The sequence below is a fragment of the Lysinibacillus sphaericus genome, from assembly GCF_015844675.1.
In the GTDB taxonomy this organism is placed as follows: Bacteria; Bacillota; Bacilli; order Bacillales_A; family Planococcaceae; genus Lysinibacillus; species Lysinibacillus sphaericus_E.
The window spans coordinates 45,145-63,365 of the sequence record NZ_LDGC01000091.1; the positions used below are offsets into that span (position 1 = coordinate 45,145).

The 18,221-nt window shown below is 37.8% G+C and carries 15 protein-coding genes; 11 read left to right on the forward strand and 4 right to left on the reverse strand.

Annotation, left to right across the window (positions count from 1 at the left end; all coding sequences use genetic code 11):
• Window positions 1-63 precede the first annotated feature (63 nt).
• The gene (locus tag ABE34_RS22025; protein ID WP_197144580.1) at window positions 64-879 is read left to right on the forward strand and encodes a metallophosphoesterase; all 816 of its coding nucleotides are present in this window, start codon (window positions 64-66) and stop codon (window positions 877-879) included.
• A gap of 459 nt (window positions 880-1,338) precedes the next feature.
• Here the strand turns inward: ABE34_RS22025 and ABE34_RS22030 are convergent, their stop codons facing one another.
• Window positions 1,339-2,523 (reverse strand): alanyl-tRNA editing protein, encoded by a 1,185-nt coding sequence (locus ABE34_RS22030; RefSeq protein ID WP_197144581.1) that lies wholly within the window; start codon window positions 2,521-2,523, stop codon window positions 1,339-1,341.
• Window positions 2,524-2,681: 158 nt separating this feature from the next.
• Here ABE34_RS22030 and ABE34_RS22035 point away from each other — a divergent pair, with 158 nt between their 5' ends.
• The 7 genes from ABE34_RS22035 to ABE34_RS22065 all read left to right on the forward strand — a co-directional run bounded on the left by ABE34_RS22035 (window position 2,682) and on the right by ABE34_RS22065 (window position 9,502).
• Window positions 2,682-2,969 (forward strand): DUF6509 family protein, encoded by a 288-nt coding sequence (locus ABE34_RS22035; RefSeq protein ID WP_197144582.1) that lies wholly within the window; start codon window positions 2,682-2,684, stop codon window positions 2,967-2,969.
• Between the two features lie 331 nt (window positions 2,970-3,300).
• Window positions 3,301-4,446: a VanZ family protein gene (locus tag ABE34_RS22040; RefSeq protein ID WP_197144583.1), complete on the forward strand. Its 1,146-nt coding sequence runs from the start codon at window positions 3,301-3,303 to the stop codon at window positions 4,444-4,446.
• 13 nt (window positions 4,447-4,459) lie between these two features.
• A complete protein-coding gene (locus ABE34_RS22045) occupies window positions 4,460-5,794 on the forward strand; it encodes an FAD-dependent oxidoreductase (RefSeq protein ID WP_197144584.1) in 1,335 nt (444 codons plus the stop codon).
• Between the two features lie 18 nt (window positions 5,795-5,812).
• Window positions 5,813-6,286, forward strand: coding sequence for a glutathione peroxidase (locus ABE34_RS22050; RefSeq protein ID WP_197144585.1), 474 nt, complete (start codon window positions 5,813-5,815; stop codon window positions 6,284-6,286).
• 229 nt (window positions 6,287-6,515) lie between these two features.
• Window positions 6,516-7,283 carry an ABC transporter ATP-binding protein gene (locus ABE34_RS22055; protein ID WP_197144586.1) on the forward strand — a complete coding sequence of 256 codons (768 nt, stop codon included), beginning with the start codon at window positions 6,516-6,518 and terminating at the stop codon, window positions 7,281-7,283.
• Window positions 7,270-9,138, forward strand: a complete 1,869-nt coding sequence (locus ABE34_RS22060) for an ABC transporter permease (RefSeq protein ID WP_197144587.1) — start codon at window positions 7,270-7,272, stop codon at window positions 9,136-9,138. The genes ABE34_RS22055 and ABE34_RS22060 overlap by 14 nt, the downstream gene beginning before the upstream one ends.
• Window position 9,139: 1 nt before the next feature.
• The gene (locus tag ABE34_RS22065; protein WP_197144588.1) at window positions 9,140-9,502 is read left to right on the forward strand and encodes a YxeA family protein; all 363 of its coding nucleotides are present in this window, start codon (window positions 9,140-9,142) and stop codon (window positions 9,500-9,502) included.
• A gap of 27 nt (window positions 9,503-9,529) precedes the next feature.
• Here ABE34_RS22065 and ABE34_RS22070 read toward each other — a convergent pair whose 3' ends face one another.
• On the reverse strand, window positions 9,530-10,921 hold the full coding sequence (locus ABE34_RS22070) for a sensor histidine kinase (RefSeq protein WP_197144589.1): 1,392 nt from the start codon (window positions 10,919-10,921) through the stop codon (window positions 9,530-9,532).
• Window positions 10,918-11,640: a response regulator transcription factor gene (locus tag ABE34_RS22075; RefSeq protein ID WP_197144590.1), complete on the reverse strand. Its 723-nt coding sequence runs from the start codon at window positions 11,638-11,640 to the stop codon at window positions 10,918-10,920. The genes ABE34_RS22070 and ABE34_RS22075 overlap by 4 nt, the downstream gene beginning before the upstream one ends.
• Before the next feature lie 454 nt (window positions 11,641-12,094).
• On the opposite strand from ABE34_RS22075, the gene ABE34_RS22080 reads away from it, so the two are divergent.
• The 3 genes from ABE34_RS22080 to ABE34_RS22090 all read left to right on the forward strand — a co-directional run bounded on the left by ABE34_RS22080 (window position 12,095) and on the right by ABE34_RS22090 (window position 16,849).
• A complete protein-coding gene (locus ABE34_RS22080) occupies window positions 12,095-12,709 on the forward strand; it encodes a PH domain-containing protein (RefSeq protein WP_197144591.1) in 615 nt (204 codons plus the stop codon).
• Window positions 12,710-13,274: 565 nt separating this feature from the next.
• On the forward strand, window positions 13,275-14,633 hold the full coding sequence (locus tag ABE34_RS22085) for an acetamidase/formamidase family protein (protein WP_197144592.1): 1,359 nt from the start codon (window positions 13,275-13,277) through the stop codon (window positions 14,631-14,633).
• Between the two features lie 770 nt (window positions 14,634-15,403).
• Window positions 15,404-16,849, forward strand: coding sequence for a hypothetical protein (locus ABE34_RS22090; RefSeq protein WP_241756714.1), 1,446 nt, complete (start codon window positions 15,404-15,406; stop codon window positions 16,847-16,849).
• A 116-nt stretch (window positions 16,850-16,965) separates the two neighbouring features.
• Here the strand turns inward: ABE34_RS22090 and ABE34_RS22095 are convergent, their stop codons facing one another.
• Window positions 16,966-18,150 (reverse strand): CaiB/BaiF CoA transferase family protein, encoded by a 1,185-nt coding sequence (locus ABE34_RS22095; RefSeq protein WP_197144594.1) that lies wholly within the window; start codon window positions 18,148-18,150, stop codon window positions 16,966-16,968.
• Window positions 18,151-18,221: the final 71 nt, after the last annotated feature.

Genomic DNA, 18,221 nt, shown 5'->3' on the forward strand with positions numbered 1-18,221 from the left:
CTACAATTACGCCAAGGCGAAATGGATCTGATGAAAAAGTAGCCACAAAGTGAGCGATTGCGATTGAAAAAATTATTATATGTAGCTTTTTTTGTTGTTTTTATAGTCATTTTTTTGTACGTAAACAATCATTGGCTGGTTGTAAGCAAGTATGAATTCGAGTCAGAAAAAGCGCCCGCCGGCTTTGATGGACTACGCATTACGCAAATAACAGATTTACAGGATGCTCTCTTTGGTGAACATCAAGAGAAACTCATAGCAAAGGTGAAGGCAACAAATCCTGACCTGATTTTTATTACAGGTGATTTAGTTGATAGTAATCGTTATAATTTGGAGCGAAGCTTGCAAGCTGTTAGAGGATTAGTTAAAGTAGCGGATGTTTATTATGTACTAGGAAACCATGAAGTAGCGACGAATAAAGTGAATGTAATTTATGACGAGCTATCATCGTTAGGTGTACATGTATTGTCCAATGAATCGGCCGTCATTGAGCGCGACGGGGAGCGCTTGGCGATTGTTGGCATCGAAGATCCGTTATCGGGTAGAACAACGAAAGAAATGCTAGAGATAGCAACAAAGAATGTTCCACCAAATATATTAACGATCTTACTAGCGCATCGACCAGAAGTGTTTAATACGTATGTGGAATTTGGAATTGATTTAGTATTTGCAGGACATGCACATGGTGGGCAAGTTCGAATTCCTGGTATTGGTGGTCTATTCGCACGAGGACAGGGAATACTTCCGAAGTATACGGCAGGTGTTTTTAAAGAAGGAACAACAACTATGGCCGTTAGTCGAGGATTAGGTAATAGTACAGTACCGTTTCGAATTTTTAATCCACCAGAGATTCTTGTAATGGAATTAAAGAAAAAGTAAGCACTGCGTCTTTGCTACGCAGTGCTTTTTTGTTTACACTCTAGACGTTTAACAAGATAAATGAGTATTTCATAATCACAGCAGAACCAATGCTCATCCCGCTATAAGATCAGCTCGTATTTTTTATGGATTCAGCTGTTAGGATACCTATGATAAAAAGGGGGCTACGATTGTACTAGAACCTATTCTGTTTTTATAAATCATTATGGAAAATTCTTTCATTAATCTAACTGGTGAATCGATTAGGTATAATCGGGATGGTATGTGGATAATTCGCGTGCTGTTTGTGGATAATTTGTGGATAAAATAATCTATTGAGGAATTGATTACTTTAGCAGAGCAATTGTCTGTGGATAGTTATCGATGGGGCAGATTCCAGCAATAGAATGTGCAGCAAGTGAAGGAGCGCCTAAATGAATAAAGGAGCCATCCCAGTAATGGAACAGCTCCTTTGTAAGGTTAGTTTAGTACTTCTTGCATTGCTTCAAATAGTTGCTCGGTAGAGATAATTCGCTCGCCACCGCCTTGTACTATCTGATCACTGCCGCCGCCTTTTCCATTAATAAGTGGCAGTGCCTTTGCGGCAATGTCCTTCATACTTATTTCAACATTTGCACCACGTGCTGCGACAAACTGAAGCTTGTCTTCATTTTCTGAAACAAGTAATACGATAGTGTCTACCTGCTCAGTGACAACAGTTCGAGCTAATTTTTGAAGCTCTTGCATAGTACGTTGAGTAAAAACGGCAGAAATAAAACGTTCATTACTAGAAACTAGCGCTTTTGCTTCATAATTTAACAGCTCTTCTTTTGCCGCCACAAGTGCCTTTTCTGTACTTTTCTGTGTTGTTAAGATTTTTGTAAGTGCTGTAGCTGCTTCAACTTCAGGTACACTTAATTGCCTTGCAACGTCAGCTAGAACTTTCTTTCGCATGGCTAGCTCCGCTAAAACTCGATGACCACATACAAAGGAGACACGAATATTGCCTTTCATTTTTTCTGTGCCAAGGATTTTTATTGCGCTGACTTGTCCTGTTGATGTTGGATGCGTACCGCCACAACCGTTGTAATCAAAGTCTGGAATAATAACAAGTCGAATATCTCCTGTAACGGCTACATCTTTACGTAGGCTGTAGTTCTCTAATTCTTTTTCTGTAATCCATGTTGTTTCAATTGGGCGGTTCTCTAAAATAATTTCATTGGCACGGGCTTCCGCAGCCACAAGCTGTTCTTCCGTTAGGACATCCACGGCAATATCAATTGTGACTTGGTCACTACCTAAATAGAAGCTAACAGTTTGTGCATCAAAAAGCTCGACAAAGGCTGCTGTTAAAATATGTTGACCTGCATGCTGCTGCATATGATCAAATCGTCGTTGCCAATTCAATTGTCCATGCACTTCTCCAACTAAGCTAGAAGAGTCGCCTTGAATATAATGGCGAATTTCATCATTGATTTTCTCGACCTCCATAACCTCGATATCGTTTAAAGTACCAGTGTCATGAGGTTGTCCGCCTCCTGTTGGATAAAATGCAGTATTTGATAGCACCACGTAATTACGGCCATCTGCATCGGTTCCTTTATTGATAATTGTTGCATTGAATTCACGTAACATAACATCTTGATAATATAGTAGCTCTTTCAAGAAAAAGCCTCCTTTATGTAAGAGAATCACGTCTCTCAATTAATTTATTTTCATTGTGGCATAATTACTTTCAAGTGTATACGAGTTTTCTCTTTGACCCATGCTGAATTTGATTTAATATATATAAGAACAGGTTAACTTAAAGGAGATCGTACACAATGGAAATTACACAATTCTCAATGGAAGAAATTTTAGATCCAACAAACATTATTGAAGGCAAGCGTTACGAATTTATTTTAGATGTAGATATTAATGAAGAAGATGAGCTTTATCACGAAGCAGGAATTGAAATTCGTGTACTAATCGCTGAAAAAGGTGAAGAGGCATTTGTTTTAAATTACTTCATCATGGAAAAAGCAGAAGGTGAGTATTTAGACTTTGCATTAGAGGATGAAGAGCTAGAAGAGATTTTAACATTCTGCAAAGAGGAAATCGCAAAAGCATAGTAGGTCTGCGTAAAAGCATTTCCAACAAAAATAAATAGTTCTTATTCGATAAAATTCCGCTTTGCTTTCTGTGGACAGGCACGAGTTACATTAGTGTACTCTTATTTGTCTCCTGGGAGTCTAAGCGGAATTTTAACTTTACATTACTAATTAAGGATTATTTAAGATTAATGAAATAGTAGTGTTGTGTTAAAAGGGTAAACTAAGTTTAAGAAATTTTTAAGCTTATTCACTAAAGCGGCTAATTGCATGCACCGTCTCAGAAAACACTCAGCTGGAACGGAAATCCACCTTATGGTGAATAGCCGATTTTAAAACGAAGAGGTGTTCTATGTCAGTTTATACAAATTCTATAATGGTAGCTTTTTTAATAACAATTTTCGCATCCTTTATGCTATTTGTACCTTGGCTTATTTATACGTATCGAAAATATGGCTACTTATCTGTATCCAAAACTATTATTACGTTCTCATTTATTTTTTACTTTTTATCGGCATTATGCTTAGTATTATTGCCTTTCCCAGAAACACGTGATACTTGCTCTTTGCAAGCCCCAGATACTGTCCATTATAATTTACATCCTTTTCAATTTGTCACGGATATTTTAAAGGATAGTGGGATTGTTTTGACGAATCCATCAACATGGATTTATATACCGAAGCAGCCTGCTTTTTTTCAGGCATTTTTTAATTTCTTGCTACTCATGCCTTTTGGCGTGTACTTGCGTTATTTCCTTAAAAAAAGAAAGTACTGGAAGCGTGCATTTCTATTTAGCTTTTTGCTAACATTGTTTTATGAGGTAACCCAATATACAGGAATTTATGGCATCTTTAATTGTGCGTATCGAATTTTTGATGTGGATGATTTAATACTTAACAGTGTTGGTGCGCTATTAGGGTTCTTCTTAGCCCCTGTTGTGTGGGCGCTGTTTCCTTCTCATGAAAAGGTGACGGCTAAAGCAGCTGAAATGGTCGAGAAAGATATTGTCAAACCATTATCGATTTTGTTGGCACTAGCAATAGATTTATTTATAGCGCAAGTCATTTTGTTCTTCGTTAGTGTCGAAACAGGCTATAGTGGCATTTTTGAGTTTTTAATAAAAATTGCTTTGTATTTGTTGCTCTTTGGTGTTGTTCCAAGCTTTACAAAAGGTGCAACATTAGGGATGAAGTTTATGCGATTTACAATGGTCAGTGAAAACGGCAAAAGTATTGTCAGCCAATCTTGGCGCCGTTGTGTTGCTATTCTCGTGATAGTCTGTACTTCGGAGATTATAACAATTATAGGGAACATAAAATTAAATATGGATTCACCATTTTATGTACTACAAATTGTTATTACATTGTTAGCCTTTCTAGCGAACTTTGTTCTAATGATGGTTATTGCTATTCATGTAATTCGTGTCATTGTAAGTGGAGGTAGACGCCGTTTTTATATGGACTATTATGCAGGCTTACTAGCAACGAGAAAAAAATAGGGGGGATTGTTGGATGAAATACGTAATCATCGGAGGAGATGCTGCGGGTATGTCAGCAGCAATGGAAATTTATCGAAATGTACCAGGAGCAGAGATTACATCTGTAGAACGTGGATTTATTTATTCATATGGACAGTGTGGCTTGCCCTATGTTGTTGATGGGCGTATTTCATCGACAAAGCGTCTTATAGCAAGAGATGTAGAAACGTTTCGTGATAAGTACGGTATTGATGCTCGTGTTGGTCATGAGGTTAACGGAATTGATGTAGACAAGAAGCTTGTTTTTGGAACACAGTCATCTGGTGAAGCATTTGAAATTCCTTATGATAAGCTACTTATTGCAACAGGCGCGGATCCTATTATGCCGGTGAAAAAGGGTTCGGATTTAGCGGGTATACACACGGTGAAAACAATACCTCAACTAGATGAGTTACTAGCCGATTTAACGCCGGATATAGAAAATGTAACAATTATTGGAGCAGGCTATATTGGGCTAGAGATGGCCGAGACGATCCATGCTTGCGGCAAAAAAGTAAGATTGGTTCAACGAGGTAGCTATGTTGCAAGAATTTTAGATGAAGAGCTTGCTCAACATGTTCATGAAGAAGCGAAAAAGAATGATATCGAGCTTATGCTAAATACAAAGGTAGAGGCATTTGAGGGGAATCACCGTGTTGAGCGAGTTATAACAGACAATGGCGCATTTGATACGGATTTAGTTATTATGGCTGCGGGGATTAAACCAAATACTCAGTTTTTAGAAGGTACAGGTATAGCACTTGAGAAGAATGGTGCGGTTATCGTCAATCGACATTTAGAGACATCTGTTGAAAATATTTATGCTGCGGGAGATTGTGCAACGCATTTTAATATTGTGAAAGAACGCCTAGATTATATACCTCTTGGAACGACAGCGAATAAGCAAGGTCGTTTAGCGGGGCTCAATATGTCGGGCAAGTTCGCGCCGTTTCGTGGAATTGTAGGTACGTCGATCTTAAAGTTTTTCAATTTAACGATTGCCACGACTGGTATTAATGAGCGCAATGCTAAAGAGTTAGGTTTTGAATATGAGGCATTTAAATTGTCTGCGCGCCATATTGCGGGATATTATCCAGGTGCCCAACGGATGTTTATTAAAATTATTGTTCGGAAACGAGATCAACAGCTTTTAGGCGCACAAATTGTTGGACCTGCAGGTGTTGATAAACGGATCGATGTGTTTGCGACAGCCTTATACAATAAAATGACGTTACCAGATTTACTGGATTTAGATTTAGCCTACGCGCCTCCATTTAATGGTGTTTGGGATCCGCTACAGCAGGTGGCCAGAATAAATGCGCGTTTATAACGAAGGGGGTTATTAGAAATGAGCATTTACGACATTCAGGTTACTTTGGAAGATGGTACTGAATATAGCTTAGATCGTTATAAGGGCAAGGCAATGCTAATTGTTAATACGGCTTCCAAATGTGGTTTTACACCGCAGTTTGAAGAACTAGAAGGTCTATATAAAAAATATCAGGATGAAGGTCTGGTTGTTCTTGGCTTCCCATCCAATCAGTTTAAACAAGAGGTAGCGACTGCTGAGGAAGCGGCATCACAATGCCGTTTAACATATGGCGTGACGTTCCCTATGCATGAAATCGTGAAGGTTAATGGTAAGGATGCACACTCTATTTTTGAGCATTTGACATCGCATTCAAAAGGCTTTCTCGGCAATAATATAAAATGGAATTTCACAAAATTCCTTGTGAATCGTAATGGTGAAGTTGTTGGACGTTATGGATCAGCCGATAAGCCAAGTAGCTTTGAGAATGATATTAAAGAAGTTTTAGCATAATAAAGTTGAGGATTCACGCACAGTTTGTGTGTGAATCCTTTTTTATGCTCTTTTGAGGGTGGATGTCGATAAACTTCAAAAGTTCGGCGATAAAACTATAAAGTAGGGTGATATTTTGTTAAAACGTATGTCATGTGGATAAGTTGATTTAAGGTTGTTGTAAGCTTAGGACAAATTTGCTGTAAGTTTGAGTGCGTATACTAAAGTCAGAAAGAAGAGGTGAGCGTTTATGACGCCATTATTAAAGGTACAAAATGTAGAAAAGACTTACGGCAAAGGCGCAAATACATTTACAGCGCTATCGAATATATCATTTGAAGTAGAAAAAGGAGAGTTTGTTGGTGTAATGGGGCCTTCAGGGGCTGGGAAATCGACGTTATTAAATGTGTTAGCCACAATTGATACGCCAACGACTGGTGAAATTATTATTGGTGATACAAACTTAGCGCGCATGAAGGATGCGGAGTTAGCAGATTTTCGTCGTGATAATCTAGGCTTTATCTTCCAAGACTATAACTTACTCGATTCTTTAACAGTTCGTGAAAATATCGTACTACCTCTTGCGATTGCAAAAGTGCCAACAAAGGCAATTAACGCAAGGGTAGAACGCATAGCTACACTGTTTGGGATAAAAGACTTACTTGATAAATACCCATATCAAATTTCAGGTGGGCAAAAGCAACGTACAGCATCATCACGTGCGTTAGTTACAGAGCCGAAACTAATCTTTGCGGATGAGCCAACGGGTGCTCTTGATTCAAAATCAGCAACAGACTTACTTGAAAGTTTAAGTGATTTAAATAATTCACAAGCGGCAACTATTATGATGGTTACGCATGATGCATTTGCAGCTAGCTTCTGTCAGCGCATTCTATTTATTCAGGACGGACAGCTTTCAAAGGAAATTCATCGTGGTACTCAAACTAGAAAGCAGTTCTTCCAAGAGATTTTACAGGTGCTTGCTGGCATCGGAGGTGGAGTAAATGACGTTATTTAGTTTAGCGCGTAAAAATGTTCAGCGTAATTTGTCGAACTACTTTTTATATATCGCCTCGATGGTTTTTAGTATCGTCATTTACTTTACGTTTGTGACATTGAAATATAATGATGATCTTTCAGCATTGAAACAATCATCGCAGCAAATTAAGGGATTGATGAGTGCATCATCCGTTGTGCTATTATTCTTTATCATCATCTTTATGGCGTATTCCAATTCGTTTTTTATGAAGAGACGAAAAAAGGAAGTAGCACTTTACTCTTTATTAGGTGTGCGTAAGCAAAAAATTGGCTTAATGCTCTTTTTCGAGAATTTAGTGATTGGGCTTGTCTCTCTAGTACTAGGAATTATTCTTGGGTTCTTTATGTCACAAGGGCTATTAATGATTTTAGTTCGTTTAATGGGCTATGAGGTTGTAGGAAGTTTAACTTTTTCCTCTGAGGCTCTTGTAAATACAGCAGGAATTTTTGCGCTACTATTTTTATTCACATCCTTACAGGGTTATCGTGTCATCTATCAATTTAAATTGATTGACCTGTTCCATGCCGAGAAGCAAGGGGAGAAAATTCCACGTGCATCATTCTTAGCAGCTATTCTTGGGACAGCGCTAATTGCATTTGGTTATTACACAGCAACTGAAGATATCTTTACAAGTAACATTTGGCGATTTTTCACAGTGCTAGGTACGCCATTAATGGTTATAGGTGTAACGATTGCAGGGACATACCTATTATTCCATAGTGTTAGCGTATTTGTGTTAACAGCGTTGAAAAAAGCAACTTCTTGGTCATGGAAGGGCTTGAATTTAATCGGTGTATCACAATTATTGTACCGTATTCGAGCAAATGCTAAGTCGCTTTCTATCATCGCTATTTTAAGTGCGACAACGATTACTGCAGGTGGCGGAGTTTTCGGAATGTATTACAATGCAGAAGCCAGCGTACGTCATATGTTGCCTAACACATTTATGTGGAAGGGTGAGACAGTAAACTTTTCACAAGAAGACGTCTTGTACAACGAAGCGCTTTCTGTAAAAAATTTACGCGTGGATAATGAATATTCGTTTTTTGAATATACATTATTAAAGGAATCCGACTATAATCGTTTAGCAAAATTGCAGGGGAAAGATAAAGAACTGCACATTGCAGATGGTTCAACAGTGTTACTTGATGCAACTTTCGATGAACGTTTCTCACATGATTTTACGGGTGAAAAGTTTAAATTGGAGAACGGGGAATCATTCCATGTTGATAAAATGTTTACGGAGAGTGTGTTAAACTTTATACCTGCTGGTACAGTACTCGTTGTGAATGATAAAGTGTTCGCTGCAACAAATGCAGAAAATGTTAAAATGCAAGTAGTTGGTATGGATAATGACTTGAAGCAACAGGCGATTTCAAAAGAGATTTCTAATCAACTAGCTACTGAACAGAAGGAAGGATTCTCAAGTGTTCCGCAAAGTTATGAGGGTAGTTTAGCTACTGTAGGATCACTATTGTTTGTAGGGAGCTTTTTAGGATTAGTATTTTTAGCGGCGACAGGAAGTATTATTTACTTTAAAATTTTAACAGAGGCTGAGGAAGATCAGTCTAAATATGCGATTTTAAATAAAATAGGTGTTAATAAAAAACAGATATTAAAAACAGTTGCAGGGCAGGTTGCCGTTATCTTTAGTGCACCACTCATTGTTGGTATCGCACATAGTGCATTTGCGCTGATAGCCTTTTCACAACTATTTGGTATGGATATAACGAAACCAGTAATACTGTGGATGATTGCTTATTCTGCAATTTACGGCGTATATTATATCTTTACAGTTCGTTCATTCTATAAAATTGTTAGACAGGGGAATTAATATGAAAAAAGTTTTCTTAGGTATAGGAGCATTGTTTATATTGTTCGTAGCAGGACTTGTTGTCCTAATGACCGTAGATTTTAACCGTTTAAATAAAGAAGCATACTATGTTCATATCACTACTGACGGTGAAGTAGAGGAATTCAAGGCAAGCGATGGTAAAATAATGAAGTCGTATTGGTATGAGGTACCTGCTTATGACAAAAATGGTGAAGAGCAAACATTAAAGTTTTCAGCTCAGAAAAATTTACGCCACGATGCATACTTGAAGCTTTATGTAAAAAAAGAAACGGAAGTTACATCATATGATGAAGTAAAATTCCATGAGCTACCTACAAAAGTACAGGAGCTAATGAAGAAATAAGAAGAAGGAGTAGTCCCTAGTTTAGGGTTACTCCTTTTTTTCTACTTGAAACTGAATGCTGACAGTTGTACCTTGTTGTTCTTCGGAGGTAATTGTTACAGTTCCTCCGTGTGCTTCAATAATATCTCTAGCGATAGCAGTACCTAATCCAGTACCGTGCGTTTGCTCAGTATTTGTCCCTCGATAATAGCGTTCGAAAATATGTTCAAGATCTTCAGCGGAAATGCCGTTGCCGTTATCGGAAATCGTAATTGAATGATCTTCAACAAGAATAGTAACTGATACATCAGAAGGATTATGAAGCAATGCATTGTGTAAAAAATTCATAATCGCTCGTCGCATAAAGTGCTCGTCAATGTGATGCTTGATGACATCGTTAGTTGCACTAAACTCAATATTGGCCTCCTCATATTGAGGGGTATTGAGTGTATCGATAACGATTTCACGAATAAATTGCACCATATTTACTTCGGTTAAGCTGAGCGGAAGTTGCTGATGTCTTAAGCGCATAGTTAAATTTAAATCATCCAGTAAATCTTGCATATGCAATGATTGTTTTTCGATAATGTTAGCGTAGTCTCTTTGTTCATCAGCAGTCAATTTTCCATCATTCAGTAGCTCCGCATAACCACGAATCGAAGCAAGAGGTGTTTTCATATCGTGTGACACATTGCTGATCCATTCCTCACGCATCATCTCAAGTCGTTTGCGTTCCTGCTCGTGTGCGGCAAGTTCTTTTGATACTTCATTTAAATTCTCAAAAACAGGTTTGTACACACCACCTGGCATTTTACTAGACACATGCTCATGATTCTTTAAATGACGAATACGTTCGATCATTGCGTGTAGAGGCTTGGTCAACGTTCGGCCGAAAAGCCAGCCAACGAGCGTAGCTACTAATAAATCGGCAAGGACAATGAGCAAACCAAACTTACCAATAAACTGTAATACAGATGAACCAGAAAAATGAGTGACATATCTAGTAACGCCGCTTCCTTCGATGCCGATAAGATAACTAATACTTTCTTTACTTCCCACATATACGGTTGTATTTACGTCGAATTCTTTATATTTATAAACTTGAATTAAATCAATCGGCGCATAGTGTGCAGGGGCTTTCTCTGGAGCAAAATGGGCTTCAATGACTTGTCCGTTATTATCAAGTAATTGAATCCAAGCATTTCGCTGATGCAATTGTTGAAGTCCATCCTTGCTTACCGCTACCGTTCCATTACTTATATCAATATACTGTTGGAACTCACGCACGAAGTTTTCCTCTGAATAAGATGTTGTATGATCATAAGTATTTACCTGTTGAAAAATGAAAAACCCAATTAAAATGGCTGTATTTACGAAAATAACAATAATAACAATAGACAGCACAGACAGAAGAAATCTAGCTGTTAATTTCCATTTCATACTTGCTCCTCTTTTGGAACGGCAAATTTATAGCCAAGCCCTTTTACAGTTGTAATATACACAGGTTTTGATGCATCATTTTCAACCTTTTCACGCAGACGTCGAATATGTACCATTACGGTATTGTCTGAGCCGAAAAAGTCCTCTCCCCATACACGCTCAAATAGAGTTTCTTTACTTAAAATTCGATTAGGATTATTCATAAAGCAAGCCATCAAGCCGATCTCTTTCGCTGTTAGCTCCAATAAAACGTTGTCCTTATGTACCTCCGTTTCATCACCATTAAGTAAGAATGGACCAACTTGAATTGACTTCTCGGAAGGTACTGGTGCTACTTCTTGCGTTTGATAGCCAGCTCTGCGAAGCTGTGCCTTCACACGATAGGCAACCTCTTTAGGACTAAAAGGTTTCGTAATATAATCGTCTCCTCCAATAGCAAGCCCTAAAATTTTATCAATTTCATCATTTTTCGCTGACATGAAAAGCACTGGTACATGCGACACTTCCCGAATACGACGACATAAATCGTAGCCCTCACCATCGGGAAGCATCACATCAAGAAGTACAATGTCGGGTTGTGTTTGTTGAAAGCTCATCCAGGCTTCTTGAATGGAGCCAGCTGTATGAATTTGTTTAAAGCCTTCTTTTTGGAGGCTGACTTTTAGAAGGTTTGCTAAATCAGCCTCATCATCCACCACTAGAATAGTTGGTTCTTGCATGGTTCACACGTCCTTTCTCTTTTTTATTTTAAGATTTGCGTATAGCTATATGTTTAGCAGTAGCTCGATAAACATTTCCTTATTCAGTTAATAACAGCGGTGCCAAGATAATAGTTGCATAGCTTGGGATTTGCCCACCGATTAAAGTGTCTTATGTGACTCATTATAAATGAAACTTGCTTAAAAAAGGAATTGAGACATTACTTAAATATCAATCAGTTAGGTTTATCATCAAAAGTTGTGGATGACTTTTTGGTGATGAATTCAAAATAATACTTTATATACTCGTTTGAAAAGTCTATATTCAAAGCAGCTTATTACATGAGAGTACTAACTAGCTCTAGTATTCCATTACTGATCGCTCGGGCTTTTATGATTAGCAGTAGGTCTCTTTTGAAACTTTTTACAGATAGAAAGCGTAATAAAAGTATCAAACCATCTAGGAGGGAAAAGGATGTTCAAAAAAATAGCAGCAGACGCGCTTGGTCTTTCAGATATTGGAGTAGTTGTGGCTCGTGAGGACTATGATAAGGCAGATGCAGATGATTTCATCCTGCATGAAATTGACGAGAAAATTTATTTCTTAATTAAGACGAAGGCGGATGAGTACTGCTTTACAAATCGAGCAATTATTCATGTAGACGGTGAAAGTGCGATAAGCAAGAAACGATTATTACGTCGTTACGACTACTCAATGCACAATATTAGTGAAGTGTTCCTGGAAACGGCAGGAACTATTGACCTTGATGTCGAAATTAAATTTACAATTGACAATACGCCATTTTCAATTGACATTCATAAACGTTTTAATAATGACATTAAAGATTTGTATAAAGCGTTGCATGCCATTAGCTATGAGCAAAAGCAAAATGCATACAAGCTAGAGGTAGCTGAGAAGAGTTTATCGATTGCTTCGTCATCCATCGGTCGTATCGGTAATGACAATGTTACACCATCGGCATCATTTGAGGAGATTACACGTTTTGCGAATGATTGGATGATCGATCATAAGGACAAATACAAAAAAGAAGATTTCTCACAAGTTTTTGATTTATACGTTAATAACTAAAGTGATAAAGTGATACGGAAGTATTAGAAGCATTTTATTTTAGGATTCTTATCCTGGGTATACCAACTTTTGATAAATTACTTCGCATGGTTCTTGGTCACCTAATACTTTCAATATTAGCGCTCTTACTAACTGCGACACTCATTTTTATAGTCCTAAAATTGCCTGCATCTAAAAGGAATGAAGGTGCTCGGGGTAATTACAATAAAAGCACAGACTTTTACAATACATTTGTACGAGTCTGTGGTTTTTTATGTATAAAAGGTTTAAAATATGTAAAACAAACGTCATAATTTTCCATGTATTTAATAGCCATTCTATTAGGGGAAATCATGAACGAAAATAATTATTCAATACATACGATTCCTGACATTCCCCTCAAAATGGAAGGAACTATCGAACTTGATGTCGAATTTAGTTTTACAATCGACAATGTACTACAAAGAGTTAGATAAAGCGTTGAAATCAAATTTAACTTCTTTTAGCGGGTGTTACGGGATTATACCGGTCATAATTGATCGAAAATCAATATACATAAAATAAAAACTAGGGGCGTGACGAAAAAATGATAAACGAATTGCATGTGCTAGAAAAAGAAGAAATACAAAATGAAGATCTTGTACAGCAGCCGCAAGCCGTCGAAACATTATTCGTAAATGAGTTCATAGATGGTATTTTAGATCCACAACAGAAAATGCTTGGACCTGTCAAAGACGGTGGAACAATCATAGCTAATACGACACCAGGATGTTGGGGGCCGATGCTAACACCAACGATTCGTGGTGGGCATGAAGTAACAAAGCCTGTATTTGTAGAAGGTGCAGAGGTGGGAGACGCCATTGTTATCAAGATTAAATCACTACAGGTAACATCTGTAGCAACAGCATCTGGGCATGATGAGGTAATTATAGATCGTTTCATTGGGGATCCATTCGTATCAGTAAAATGCCCAGGCTGTGGTAAGCTTCATCCTAATACAGTTGTCAAAGGGATAGGTCGGAATGCTATTCGCTGTTCGACATGTGATACTGAAACATCACCATTTAACATGACGAATGGCTATACTATGGCGTTAGATCATAAGGGTAATATTGGTGTAACGATTGGGCGAGAAGGGGCTCGCCGTATTGCACTGGATGCGAAAAATTATATGCGTACACCTGAAAACTCTGTGCAAAACCCTGTAGTTGCGTTAGCACCAAGTGATTTGATAGGTGTTATGGCAAGAATGCGACCGTTTTTAGGGCAGCTTGGAACGACGCCTTCAAAGGCAATGCCAGATTCCCACAATGCTGGTGATTTTGGTTCGCTTTTAATCGGTGCACCTCATGAATATTCATTTACGCAGACGGAATTAGATACACACCGTACAGATGGACATATGGATATAAGTCGTGTTCGTGAGGGAGCAACGATTATTTGCCCAGTAAAGGTTCCAGGTGGTGGTGTGTATATTGGTGACATGCACGCAATGCAAGGGGATGGTGAAATTGCGGGACATACAACGGATGTTGCTGGTATAGTTCAGCTTCAGGTAAGCGTACTGAAAAAAGTAGCTTTAGATGGCCCTATTTTATTGCCAAATACAGAGGATTTACCTTATACGGCTAAACCATTTACAAAGGAAGAAAAACGTCGCGCACGTGAGCTTGCAGAGGAATTTGGCGTTAAGCAACTGGAGGAAGCATTCCCTGTATCAATTGTTGGCTCAGGAACATCATTAAATGAAGCAACAACTAATGCTATCAGCCGTGCTGCAAGGCTGTTTGAGATGAGCGAGCCAGAAGTTATGAATCGAGCGACGATTACAGGATCGATTGAAATTGGTCGTCATCCAGGCGTTGTAACCGCAACCTTCCAAGTACCTAAAACAATACTGAAAAAAGCACGAATTTATAAACCTGTGAAAAGACAATATGATTAAATGCATATCGAAAAAAAGCAAACTAGAACATTTCATAGTTTGCTTTTTTGCTTAGAAAAACAACTGAGTTAAATACTTTTAAAAATGTGTCTAAAATTCGACATTTATTGGTGCTCTCATTATCGTATTTTTTTGTCTTATGATAAATAATCTACGTGAAACGCGGAAGTATCCTTTATTTTGGTGAGCAATAAATTCTAGCAAGTGGGGGAGTTTCGTTTTTGGGGCAGATAAACATTTTGTGCGTTTTCGATGCAGAAACATCCCTCAAAAATTTAACCTAGCCCCTGCCGCTCTGCATTCGTAACTATTTTATTGTTTGCTCATCTACTGTTGTGAAAATTGATTTTTCCTGATTGTATTGGTGAATGATGCATAGCTTTCTTTAGTTGTGCGAACGATGGTGCTAGCTTTGATGAGCTAATGTTAAAATGGCTACCAACTTATGAGTGATTGTCCAATGAGTTCATTTAGCGTTCTTTTTTAGACCGTAAACTTTATCTTTTAACCCATCGACGAGGGAGTTGACCCTTATAGATGTTTTTTTATGCTGTTGCAGCTGAAGTTGTCGATTTTGCACGAATACTTTTGTTGTCTTCTTTTATGCATATTTCGATTTCTTTAGCATATGATTGATAAGATTTGATATATTGAAGAAAGAGAGTTAAAAGGTTTGGAAAGTATTTTACAGAATAGGGGAAGATCGTTGTTGGTTGAATTTGATGGGGGGCTCCAGTTGCATGCTGTTGGATTGTGATGAGCAGTTATTCATGACATATAAACATAATGGTGAAAAGGGTGCTGAAAAATTACTGTCAAAATGGTTAGAGGCAGTGAGTGATTCACCGGCAGACCCGAGAATTCTAGGTACTGCACTTTCACCGAATTTATTTTTAGTGAATGAGGAAACTGCGATGAATATTGCGTTTTCAACTGCGCGAAAATATTGGGGTCGTGTAACGATAGATATGCAAACTTTTTTTAACAAGTATGGCTTGGATACTAAATATGTGAATGAACGTCTCAATGCTTTTTTTTATACGCAAAAAGGCAAGGAGACCTTTTTTGAGCAACTTTTTGCACAACATACAATGGACTTAGAGCGATTAATCTGGCTAATTTTCGGAAAGCGAATGCAAATTACAATGCCAGTCAACGAGTTACAAACTATATTTTTATATAAATTTGAAAATGAATATTTAGTGCATATGATTTATAAAGAAGATACTCAATTTTGGCATTGGCTATTCATGAAAAAAGTTTATTCACTGTTTATCCACAAACCATTAGAACAATTCACATTTATCCATGAAATGATGGGTCATGTTGAACAATCTACAAGAAAAACCTGTGGATATGTGAATAACTTTGTGGATAATTATAAAAAAACTCTGGATAAGTGTATAACCTACGTGGATAACTATAATTCTACTTGTTTAGCAAAAAAGCAGTTACATCTTTATCAAATTGTAACGCATTATCGTCTATCTGAAGGAGACTATTCATGCGTTAAAGCTTTAATTACTTCCTTTGAAGCGGATTGGCGTTATTCGATGTATGCATTGACAGAGAAAGAAAAAGCTCTGATTGCCTATCTTCAGTTTCATATAGCACACAAGGAGAAGAATCCGGAAACTGTTATTTATTACGGTGAGTATTTATTAGAAGATGAACGACTTAATAATTACGCGATAGAGATTTTGTTGGAATATAAGGAGTTATTGCCGAATCGTAAGCCAACACCTCCTGCAATTATTAAAAATTATGAACTAAACTTTTTAGAAAACTTGTATGCAGTATTGTTGGATCATTACGTAAAAATGGAGCGTTATCAAGAGGGGCTTCAGCTTTTAAAGGAACATGTATTAGCATCTAATAAAAAAATACATGCCGCTTTAGTACAGAACAATTATAGTAATGAGCAATTTATTGCGATTGAAGCGTCAGTTCAGCAGGATATCGCTCTCCATGTAAATAATTCATTACAACATATTGGCTTGTCTGTTGAAGAGTGGCGCCAACATTATCGTCAGTCAGAAACGCCTTACTCTTTGGTGGCACAGAGCGCATCCTTGCATATGCTCAATATTTTAAAGGTGTTATTTGTAACGGAGCAGTACGAGCTTTTTGAAAAATTAATGGAAATATATAAAAAATATTTACTTATAGACGATCATTTCGAAAAATTACGGGTCTTTTTAAGTGCATATGTTTAACTTTTTTTAGCCGATTCTGGACACAATTATGCCGTGGCATAATTGATTAGAAATACAAAAAGTGTCTAATGTATTATAAATGCAGCATTAGACACTCTTTTTATTTTATATGGATCTTATTCTAAAACTCCTTTGTCCTGTAAGTCTGCGATTTGCTCGACGCTATAGCCAAGTGAAGATAACACTTCCTCATTATGCTCTCCAAGCTTAGCACCGACATGCTTGTACTGCGGCTTAACACCGTCAAACTTAAACGCTGATGCAATTTGCTTTTGTGTAGTACCGTCGCTTTTAGGAATATCAACAATCATGTCACGGGCTTTGAGCTGAGGATGCTCGCACGCTTCTGGAAACGTTAATACTGGTTCGACACATCCCTCGAAATCCTCGTTAAACACTTCAAGCAGTTCTTCGTAAGTCTTCGATAAGAATGCATCATGGACGGCTTCTTTAAAACGAATTTGTGTATAGTATGAATCATTAAACGTATTATCAATGAGCTCGGGAATATCAAGTGCTTCACAAAGTAATTTGCGGAATTGAGGTTCAAGACTTCCTACTGAGAAAAATCGGCCATCCTTTGTTTTGTAAAAGTCATAGTAGCTGCCACCGTTTAAAATTTCTTGCTCGGGCTGAGGTACGCTACCACCGCCAATATAGGCAGACCCATACATAGCATTGAGCGAAAATACAGCATCGGTCATACTTATATCAATATATTGCCCTTCACCTGTTTTTTCACGATGTAAAGCAGCTGCGAGTACTCCAATTGCCGCATGCATCGTGCCTCCAGCGATATCAGCTAGCTGAATACCCATGGAGACAGGTTTTTTATCTTTATGGCGTGAATAATCGAGTAAGCCAGCTAATGATAAATAGTTATTGTCATGTCCTGGCCGATTACTAAATGGTCCAGTTTGTCCATAGCCTGTAATAGCACAATAAATAACCTTAGGATTTACCTCTTTTAGAGCTTCGTAGCCAATGCCAAGCCGTTGCATGACACCAGGTCGAAATCCTTCAATAATTATGTCGTACTCTTTAACGAGTGACTTCACAATTTCTATAGCTTCAGGCGATTTTAAATTTAATGTTAATGACTTTTTAGAGCGATTCAAATGTTGATGAATATAGGCCTCATGATCATCGTCGTAAGGAGGCATAATACGCGTTAAATCTACGCGTTTTGAGGATTCAACGTGAATAACCTCTGCGCCTAAATCAGCAAATATCATTGTCGCCATTGGCCCTGGTAGTAATGCAGAAAAATCGAGAATTTTTAACCCCTTTAAAATACCCAAATCTCCCAACCCCTTTTTGTGTAGGCTACATTGTATTCAAGAATGCATTGTAGCGCTTTTCTCATAATCCC